Consider the following 7,831-nt stretch of genomic DNA (forward strand, 5'->3'; position numbering starts at 1 on the left):
GGGTGAGGCGTTGCCGGCCAGCGGCCGGCACTACCGGGTGCAGTAGATCCACGCCATGCGTGGATGGAGATCCGACCCCGGGGCATCAGGCGAAGCTATCGGTGGCGCGCACCAGCGCGTCCACGTTCTCGGCCTCGAACGCCGAGTGGCCCGAGGCCGGGGTGATTTCCAGCTTCGCCTTCGGCCACACCTTGGTCAGGTCCCAGGCGTTGGCCAGCGGGCAGACCACGTCGTAGCGGCCGTGCACGATCACGCCCGGGATGTCGGCGATGCGGTGCGCGTCGCGCAGCAGCTGGTCTTCCACTTCGAAGAAGCCGCCGTTGACGAAGTAGTGGTTCTCGATGCGGGCAAACGCCAGCGCGAAATGCGGGTCTTCGTGGCTGTTGATGAAGTCATCATCGACGTGCAGGAAGCTGGTCGCGCCTTCCCACACCGCCCACGCCTTGGCCGCTTCCAGGCGGGTGGTCTCGTCTTCGCTGGTCAGGCGGCGGTGGAAGGCCGAGATAAGGTCATGACGCTCCACCAGCGGAATCGGCTTGAGGTAGTGCTCCCACGCATCCGGGAACAGGCGGTTGGCGCCTTCCTGGTAGAACCATTCCAGCTCCCAGCGACGCAGCATGAAGATGCCGCGCAGGACCAGTTCGGTCACGCGCTGCGGATGGGTCTCGGCATAGGCCAGCGCCAGGGTCGAGCCCCAGCTGCCACCGAACACCTGCCAGCGATCGACCTTCAGGTGCTCGCGCAGCTTCTCGATATCGGCGACGAGGTCCCAGGTGGTGTTGTCCACCAGATCCGCGTGCGGGGTGGAACGGCCAGCACCGCGCTGGTCGAACAGGATGATGCGGTACTTGGATGGGTCGTGGAACTGGCGCATCTTGTCGCTGCAGCCGCCACCCGGGCCACCATGCAGCATCACCACCGGCTTGCCTTCCGGGTTGCCGCACTGTTCGAAGTACAGCGTGTGACGGTCGTCGACCTTCAGGGTGCCGACGTCGTAGGGGGTGATGGCGGGGTACAGCGTACGCATGCTTGCAGCTCCAGGGTGATGCCCTGCCGGGGCAGGAGAACCTCCATTCTAGGCCGGACGCCGGCCCAGGGTGATGCGGTCGCGCTGCTCCAGATCCTGCACGGTCTGCACCTCGGCAAATCCCGTCGCCTCGAACAGTGCCCGGATCGCGGCGCCCTGGTCCCAACCGTGCTCGATCAGCAACCAACCGCCGGGCCGCAGGTGGGCCTGGCCACCCTCGACGATGCGGCGGATGTCATCCAGGCCGTCCATGCCCGAGGCCAGCGCGGTAGACGGTTCGAAGCGCAGGTCGCCCTGTTCCAGGTGCGGGTCGTTGCTGGCGATGTACGGCGGATTGCTGGCGATCAGGTCGAAGCGCACGCCCTGCAGCGGCGCATACCAGTCGTGCCCGCCCTCGGCGAAACGGACGTTGTCCAGTTCATGGCGGGCCGCATTGCGCGCGGCCACGGCCAGCGCGCCCGGGCTGGCATCGGTGGCCAGCACCTGTGCCCGGGGCCGTTCGCTGGCCAGTGCCAGTGCGATCGCGCCGCTGCCGGTACCGAGGTCGGCCAGCTGCAACGCCTGGTCCGGCGGCAGTCGCTCCAGCGCCAACTCGACCAGCAGCTCGGTTTCCGGGCGCGGGATCAGCGTGGCCGGGTCGACCTCCAGGTCCAGCGTCCAGAAACCGCGGCACCCGGTCAGGTAGGCAACCGGCTCACCGGCCACACGGCGGGCCAGCAAGGCTTCGAAGGCGGCCTGGTCATTGGCGGCCAGCGGATCGGTGGCATGGGCAAACAGCCAGCTGCGCGGGCGCTCCAGTACATGCAGCAGCAGCAGTTCGGCCTCGTGGCGGGCGTCGACACCGCCCAAGCGGGCACTGGCGTCGGCTACGACCTGACGCAGAGTGGGTTCGGGTTGGAAAGACATGCCTCAATTGTAGAGCCGAGCCGATGCTCGGCTGCTGCTGGAACAGCCGAGCCGATGCTCGGCTGTTCCAGCAGCAGCCGAGCATCGGCTCGGCTCTACAGATCCACCGTCGAGCATGGCTCGACGCTACAAAAAGCTGGAATCCGTTCAGGTTTCGCCCGAGGGTATAAGGAGGGGCTATCAGCCCTCTTCACACGTCCCGGTCGATTTTCCTTGTCACACAAGCAGTTGCAGGAAGGGAGCGGCAGGGTTCAGTGCTGGCTCATGGCCTTTTGATAGACTCCATCTATCAAATAGATGCAATCAATGGATTGTTCTTATCGCCAGCGAGTCGGTAACCTAGCTCCTGTCGATTCACCCACTCCCCTTCACCAGAGGAAAAATGATGTCCCTCATCAACACCCAGATCCAGCCGTTCGAAGCCAACGCTTACCACAATGGCGAGTTCATCAAGGTTTCCGACAACAGCCTGAAGGGCCAGTGGTCCGTCCTGATCTTCATGCCGGCCGCCTTCACCTTCAACTGCCCGACCGAGATCGAAGACGCGGCCGACCACTACGCCGAGTTCAAGAAGGCCGGCGCCGAGGTCTACATCGTCACCACCGACACCCACTTCTCGCACAAGGTGTGGCACGAAACCTCGCCGGCCGTCGGCAAGGCCCAGTTCCCGCTGGTCGGCGACCCGACCCACCAGCTGACCAACGCCTTCGGCGTGCACATTCCGGAAGAAGGCCTGGCCCTGCGCGGCACCTTCATCATCAACCCGGAAGGCGTGATCAAGACCCTGGAGATCCACTCCAACGAGATCGCCCGTGACGTCTCCGAGACCCTGCGCAAGCTGAAGGCTGCCCAGTTCACCGCCGCCAACCCGAACCAGGTGTGCCCGGCCAAGTGGAAGGAAGGCGAGAAGACCCTGACCCCGTCGCTGGATCTGGTCGGCAAGATCTAAGCAGTACCGGCCTGCCGTGGCCCCACGCCACGGCGCGCCCTTCATCCCCGTGCCGGTCCCCCCGCCGGCGTGGGGGTGAACCCAAGACAGCCAACGCCCGCTCGCCTTGGCCAGCCAGCCCCTTCCACGGTCGCTGTCTTGGGTTCACCCCTACCCCCTGCTGGTCCGCTACCTTCTACAGCGGTGCCACGCCCCCTGTTTGCCTGAAGCCAGGAGATGACCCGATGTTGGACGCCAACCTGCAGTCGCAGCTGAAGACCTATCTGGAGCGCGTGACCCGCCCGATCCAGATCACCGCGCACGCCGACGACGGCGCCAAGTCGCAGGAAATGCTGGAACTGCTGCAGACCCTGGAAACCCTGTCGGACAAGATTTCGCTGCAGGTCCTGCGCGACGGCCAGGGCCGCGTGCCGTCCTTCGACCTGGGCACCCCGGGCCAGGACATCCACCTGACCTTTGCCGGCCTGCCGATGGGTCACGAGTTCACCTCGCTGGTGCTGGCCCTGCTGCAGGTCGGCGGCCACCCGTCCAAGGCCACCGCCGAGCTGATCGAGCAGGTGCAGAACCTGGAAGGCGAGTACAGGTTCGAAACCTACTTCTCGCTGTCCTGCCAGAACTGCCCGGACGTGGTGCAGGCGCTGAACCTGGCCGCGGTGCTCAACCCGCGCATCCAGCATGTGGCCATCGATGGCGCCCTGTTCCAGGACGAAGTCGAGAAGCGCGAGATCATGTCGGTGCCGACCGTGTACCTCAACGGTGAAGTGTTCGACCAGGGCCGCATGACCCTGGAGCAGATCGTGGCCAAGCTGGACACCAATGCCAGCAAGCGCGATGCCGAGAAGATCGCCGCCAAGGATGCTTTCGACGTACTGGTGGTCGGTGGTGGCCCGGCTGGCGCCGCAGCGGCGATCTACGCCGCACGCAAGGGCATCCGCACCGGCATCGCCGCCGAGCGTTTCGGTGGCCAGGTGCTGGACACCATGGCGATCGAGAACTTCATTTCGGTGAAGGAGACCGAAGGCCCGAAGCTGGCCACGGCGCTGGAGCAGCACGTGCGCGAGTACGAGGTGGACATCATGAACCTGCAGCGCGCCAGTGCGCTGGTGCCGGCCGGCGAAGACGGCCTGGTGCAGGTGCAGCTGGAGAACGGCGCGGTGCTGAAGTCGCGTTCGGTGATCCTGTCCACCGGCGCGCGCTGGCGGCAGATGAACGTGCCGGGCGAGGACCAGTACCGCAACAAGGGCGTGGCCTACTGCCCGCACTGCGATGGTCCATTGTTCAAGGGCAAGCGCGTGGCGGTCATCGGCGGCGGCAACTCCGGTGTGGAAGCGGCGATCGACCTGGCCGGCATCGTGTCGCATGTAACCCTGCTGGAGTTCGATTCCAGCCTGCGTGCCGACGAAGTGCTGCAGAAGAAGCTGCGCAGCCTGGGCAACGTCACCGTGCTGACCAGCGCACAAACCACCGAAGTGCTCGGCGACGGCAGCAAGGTCACCGGCCTGGTCTACAAGGACCGCATCGGCGGCGATGCCCACCGCGTCGAGCTGGAAGGCATCTTCGTGCAGATCGGCCTGCTGCCCAACACCGAGTGGCTGAAGGATGTGGTGGCGCTGTCGCCGCGTGGCGAGATCGTCATCGATGACCGCGGCCAGACCAACCTGCCGGGTGTGTTTGCTGCTGGCGATTGCACGACGGTGCCCTACAAGCAGATCATCATCGCCATGGGCGCCGGTTCCACCGCCGCACTGAGCGCGTTCGACCACCTGATCCGCTCGTCGGTGAGCAACAGCAGCGGTGCCGTTGCTGAAGCGGCCTGATCCACCGTTCCCAGATCACCGGGAACATTGTCTGCCTGTCGGGTAACCACGCCGTCAGCCGGTCCGTTACCCCTGGGGTGTAAGGATGAACCTACGTGATCTGAAGTACCTGGTAGCCCTGGCCGACCACAAGCATTTCGGCCGGGCTGCCGCGTCCTGCTTTGTCAGCCAGCCGACGTTGTCCACGCAGATCCGCAAGCTGGAGGAAGAGCTCGGCCTGCCGCTGGTGGAACGCGCACCGCGCAAGGTGATGCTGACCCCGGCCGGCCAGGAAGCAGCCGCACGGGCGCGGGTGATCGTGTCCGAAGTGGAACAGCTGAAGGAAGCGGCGCGACGCAGCCGCGATCCGGAAGCCGGTACGGTGCGCCTGGGGATCTTCCCGACCCTCGGCCCGTACCTGCTGCCGCATGTGATCCCGCGCATCCGCGAGCGCTTTCCGGAGCTGGAACTGCTGCTGGTCGAGGAAAAGAGCGATGTGCTGCTGGACCGCCTGCGCGAAGGCAAGCTCGACGCTGCATTGCTGGCGCTGCCGGTGATCGACGACCAGCTGCATGCCGAGTTCCTGTTCGAGGAACCGTTCCTGCTGGCCGTCTCCGGTCGCCACCCGCTGGCACGTCGCGAGCACCTGGACGTGCAGGAACTGGCCACGCAGAAGCTGCTGCTGCTGGAGGACGGCCATTGCCTGCGCGACCAGGCGCTGGAAGTCTGCCGCCTGTTCGGCGCCAACGAGAAGTCCGAGTTCCGCGCCACCAGCCTGGAAACGCTGCGGCAGATGGTCGCCGCCGACGTCGGCATCACCCTGCTGCCGAGTCTGTCGGTGCAGCCGCCAGTGCCTCGCTCGAACAACATCCGCCTGCTCGACTTCACCGGCGAAGGCCGTCCCAGCCGCCGCATCGCCATGATCTGGCGCCGCAGCTCGGCCATGAACGACTTCCTGATGGACCTGGCCGACCAGTTCAAGCGTCTGCCGCAGGCGCTGTTCACGCTGGAGGCGCTCGATGCCGGCAGCGATGCAGCGGCCCTGCCCGGCCCCGCGCTGAACGGCTGAGCCCCTGCAGCACTGGCCCGGAATCGGCAGGAGTCGATTCCGGCCGCATTTGTCCCCACAATACAGACAGGCGGCGCCAGCAGGTGCCGCCTTTTGCATGGCTTTCAACCAAGGAGCGTCACCATGAACACCGCCAGCGGCCTGCCGCCGTCGATCACCGTTTCTACCTTCGACATGGACCGCCTGGACGCCATGCTCGAATCTCCCGCGCTGAGCCAGACGCCTGCCGCGCTCGCGCTTGCTGAAGAACTCAACCGGGCCACCGTGCTGGCACCGGACCAGATTCCCGAAGGCATCGTCATGATGCATTCGCGCGTGGAGTGCGAAGATGAAGTGTCGGGCGAAAAGCACGTCCTGACCCTGGTCTTCCCCCGCGAAGCCAACGTCGATGAAGGCAAGGTTTCCGTGCTGGCCCCGGTCGGCAGTGCCCTGCTCGGCCTTTCGATCGGCCAGAGCATCGACTGGACCGCGCCCGGCGGCCGCAAGCTGCGCCTGCGCGTGACCGCGGTCCACAACGACCGCCCCTGATTACCGCTGCGCACCGCGCGCGATTCGATCCCCCTGTCCCAGGAGCCGTAATGAGTACCCCGTCCAAACTCTCCCAGCTGCGCGAACTGTCCGTGGTTGTTGCCGATACCGGTGACTACGAGGCGATCAAGCGCCTGCAGCCGGTGGACTGCACCACCAACCCGACCCTGGTGAAGAAGGCGCTGGACCTGCCGGTCTACGCCGAGCTGATCGAACGCGAACTGGCCTGGGGCCGCCAGCAGAGTGGCGACCGCGAAGCCGTGGTGCACGCCGTGGCCGACCGCCTGACCATCGGCGTCGGCGCGCTGCTGAGCACGCTGGTGCCGGGCCGGGTGTCCACCGAGGTGGATGCCGACCTGGCTCACGACACCGCTGCCACCGTGGCCAAGGCCCGCCAGTTCATCCAGATGTACGCCGACGCCGGCGTGCCGCGCGAGAAGATCCTGATCAAGATCGCCGCGACCTGGGAAGGCGTGGAAGCCGCGCGCATCCTGCAGGCCGAGGGTATCGACTGCAACCTGACGCTGATCTTCAACCCGACCCAGGCGCTGGCCTGCAGCGAAGCCGGGGCGTTCCTGATCTCGCCGTTCGTCGGCCGCATCCTGGACTGGTACGTGGCCAACGGCCAGGCCCCGGCCACCATCGATGAAGACCCGGGCGTGAAGTTCGTGCGCGGCGTCTATGCCGAATTCAAGCGTCGCGGTTCGCCGACAGTGGTGATGGGCGCCTCGTTCCGTTCGACCGCGCAGATCGAAGCACTGGCCGGCTGCGACCGCCTGACGATTTCGCCGGACCTGCTGGAGAAGCTGGACGCCGACCACGGCGAGCTGCCGCGCAAGCTGGTGGCCGGTGCCGCCGATGGCGCGGCGGTGACCCCGATCGATGCGGCCAAGTTCGCGGCGGATCTGGCGGCCGATCCGATGGCCACCGAGAAGCTGGCGACCGGCATCGATGCGTTTGCCAAGGATCTGGAAGCGCTGCGCGAGCGGATCCGCGCGGCACTGTGAGGATTCCGGCCAACGGCTGAGCCCCTCGTGGCGGGGGGCTCAGAGCAAAAGCCGTGCTGGGTCGGGCGGGTTGGGTTCGCGGGAGACGCCGTGAATCCATCCCTGGAGGCTTGGCCGCCGCTTGCTCGTGTGCGCTGTCCTGCGCACACGGCAAGACCGAGGTTGGGCGTCCTGCCCAACCCGCCCGAGGCATGCCTCGGGCCCATGCGGCTCACGCCCCTGCACGGCCTACCCACCCCGCCTTCGACAGTTTCCTGCGGCCGCCCGCCACGGAAGAAAGAAAGAAGAGCAACAGCGGGTCGCGCGCTTCGCTTGCTTGGAGCGGAGCATGGCTCCGCTCTACAGAAAGCACTGCAGGATCAAACAAGAAGGACGCAGCAAACGCCGCGTCCTTTTTGTTTTTCTTCAGTTCGTCAGTAACCCATGCTCTTGCCCACCGTCACCGGGAAACTGTCGAAGGTGGGACGGGGGCGGCTGGCAGGACCGTTGGCGCCATGGATGGCGCCATCGAGCCCCCATGGACGGGTTTACGGCGTGTCCTGCCAGCCG

General features: G+C 66.1%; 7 protein-coding genes. 5 read left to right on the forward strand and 2 right to left on the reverse strand.

Translation table 11 applies throughout. The features are described from left to right. Positions 1 to 85: 85 nt before the first annotated feature. Both pip and prmC read right to left on the reverse strand, forming a co-directional pair. Positions 86 to 1,027, reverse strand: a complete 942-nt coding sequence (gene pip, locus ACM0PY_RS19855; RefSeq protein ID WP_019661138.1) for a prolyl aminopeptidase — start codon at positions 1,025 to 1,027, stop codon at positions 86 to 88. Positions 1,028 to 1,075: 48 nt separating this feature from the next. Continuing rightward, positions 1,076 to 1,933 carry a peptide chain release factor N(5)-glutamine methyltransferase gene (gene prmC / locus ACM0PY_RS19860; RefSeq protein ID WP_180885521.1) on the reverse strand — a complete coding sequence of 286 codons (858 nt, stop codon included), beginning with the start codon at positions 1,931 to 1,933 and terminating at the stop codon, positions 1,076 to 1,078. Positions 1,934 to 2,318: 385 nt separating this feature from the next. Between prmC and ahpC the strand changes: the two genes are divergently transcribed. From ahpC to ACM0PY_RS19885, 5 genes are all read left to right on the forward strand, one after another. Beyond that, positions 2,319 to 2,882, forward strand: coding sequence for an alkyl hydroperoxide reductase subunit C (gene ahpC, locus ACM0PY_RS19865; protein ID WP_049436466.1), 564 nt, complete (start codon positions 2,319 to 2,321; stop codon positions 2,880 to 2,882). A 224-nt stretch (positions 2,883 to 3,106) separates the two neighbouring features. After that, positions 3,107 to 4,699, forward strand: coding sequence for an alkyl hydroperoxide reductase subunit F (ahpF, locus tag ACM0PY_RS19870; protein WP_180885522.1), 1,593 nt, complete (start codon positions 3,107 to 3,109; stop codon positions 4,697 to 4,699). Between the two features lie 85 nt (positions 4,700 to 4,784). Continuing rightward, entirely contained in the window at positions 4,785 to 5,747 is a 963-nt protein-coding gene (locus ACM0PY_RS19875; protein WP_111201067.1) for a LysR substrate-binding domain-containing protein, read from the forward strand. A 123-nt stretch (positions 5,748 to 5,870) separates the two neighbouring features. Next, positions 5,871 to 6,275 (forward strand): nucleoside diphosphate kinase regulator, encoded by a 405-nt coding sequence (gene rnk, locus ACM0PY_RS19880; RefSeq protein ID WP_049414505.1) that lies wholly within the window; start codon positions 5,871 to 5,873, stop codon positions 6,273 to 6,275. Between the two features lie 50 nt (positions 6,276 to 6,325). Further along, the gene (locus ACM0PY_RS19885) at positions 6,326 to 7,282 is read left to right on the forward strand and encodes a transaldolase (RefSeq protein ID WP_065179586.1); all 957 of its coding nucleotides are present in this window, start codon (positions 6,326 to 6,328) and stop codon (positions 7,280 to 7,282) included. The last annotated feature ends 549 nt before the right edge of the window (positions 7,283 to 7,831 follow it).

Source organism: Stenotrophomonas sp. BR163 (assembly GCF_047520985.2).
GTDB classification, from domain to species: Bacteria; Pseudomonadota; Gammaproteobacteria; order Xanthomonadales; family Xanthomonadaceae; genus Stenotrophomonas; species Stenotrophomonas sepilia.

What these genes read in the sequence shown, in the direction of transcription:
- pip (WP_019661138.1), bottom strand. Translation starts at nt 1,027, where the DNA reads ATGCGTACGCTGTACCCCGCCATCACCCCCTACGACGTCGGCACCCTG.
- rnk (WP_049414505.1), top strand. Translation starts at nt 5,871, where the DNA reads ATGAACACCGCCAGCGGCCTGCCGCCGTCGATCACCGTTTCTACCTTC.
- ACM0PY_RS19885 (WP_065179586.1), top strand. Translation starts at nt 6,326, where the DNA reads ATGAGTACCCCGTCCAAACTCTCCCAGCTGCGCGAACTGTCCGTGGTT.
- ahpF (WP_180885522.1), top strand. Translation starts at nt 3,107, where the DNA reads ATGTTGGACGCCAACCTGCAGTCGCAGCTGAAGACCTATCTGGAGCGC.
- ACM0PY_RS19875 (WP_111201067.1), top strand. Translation starts at nt 4,785, where the DNA reads ATGAACCTACGTGATCTGAAGTACCTGGTAGCCCTGGCCGACCACAAG.
- ahpC (WP_049436466.1), top strand. Translation starts at nt 2,319, where the DNA reads ATGTCCCTCATCAACACCCAGATCCAGCCGTTCGAAGCCAACGCTTAC.
- prmC (WP_180885521.1), bottom strand. Translation starts at nt 1,933, where the DNA reads ATGTCTTTCCAACCCGAACCCACTCTGCGTCAGGTCGTAGCCGACGCC.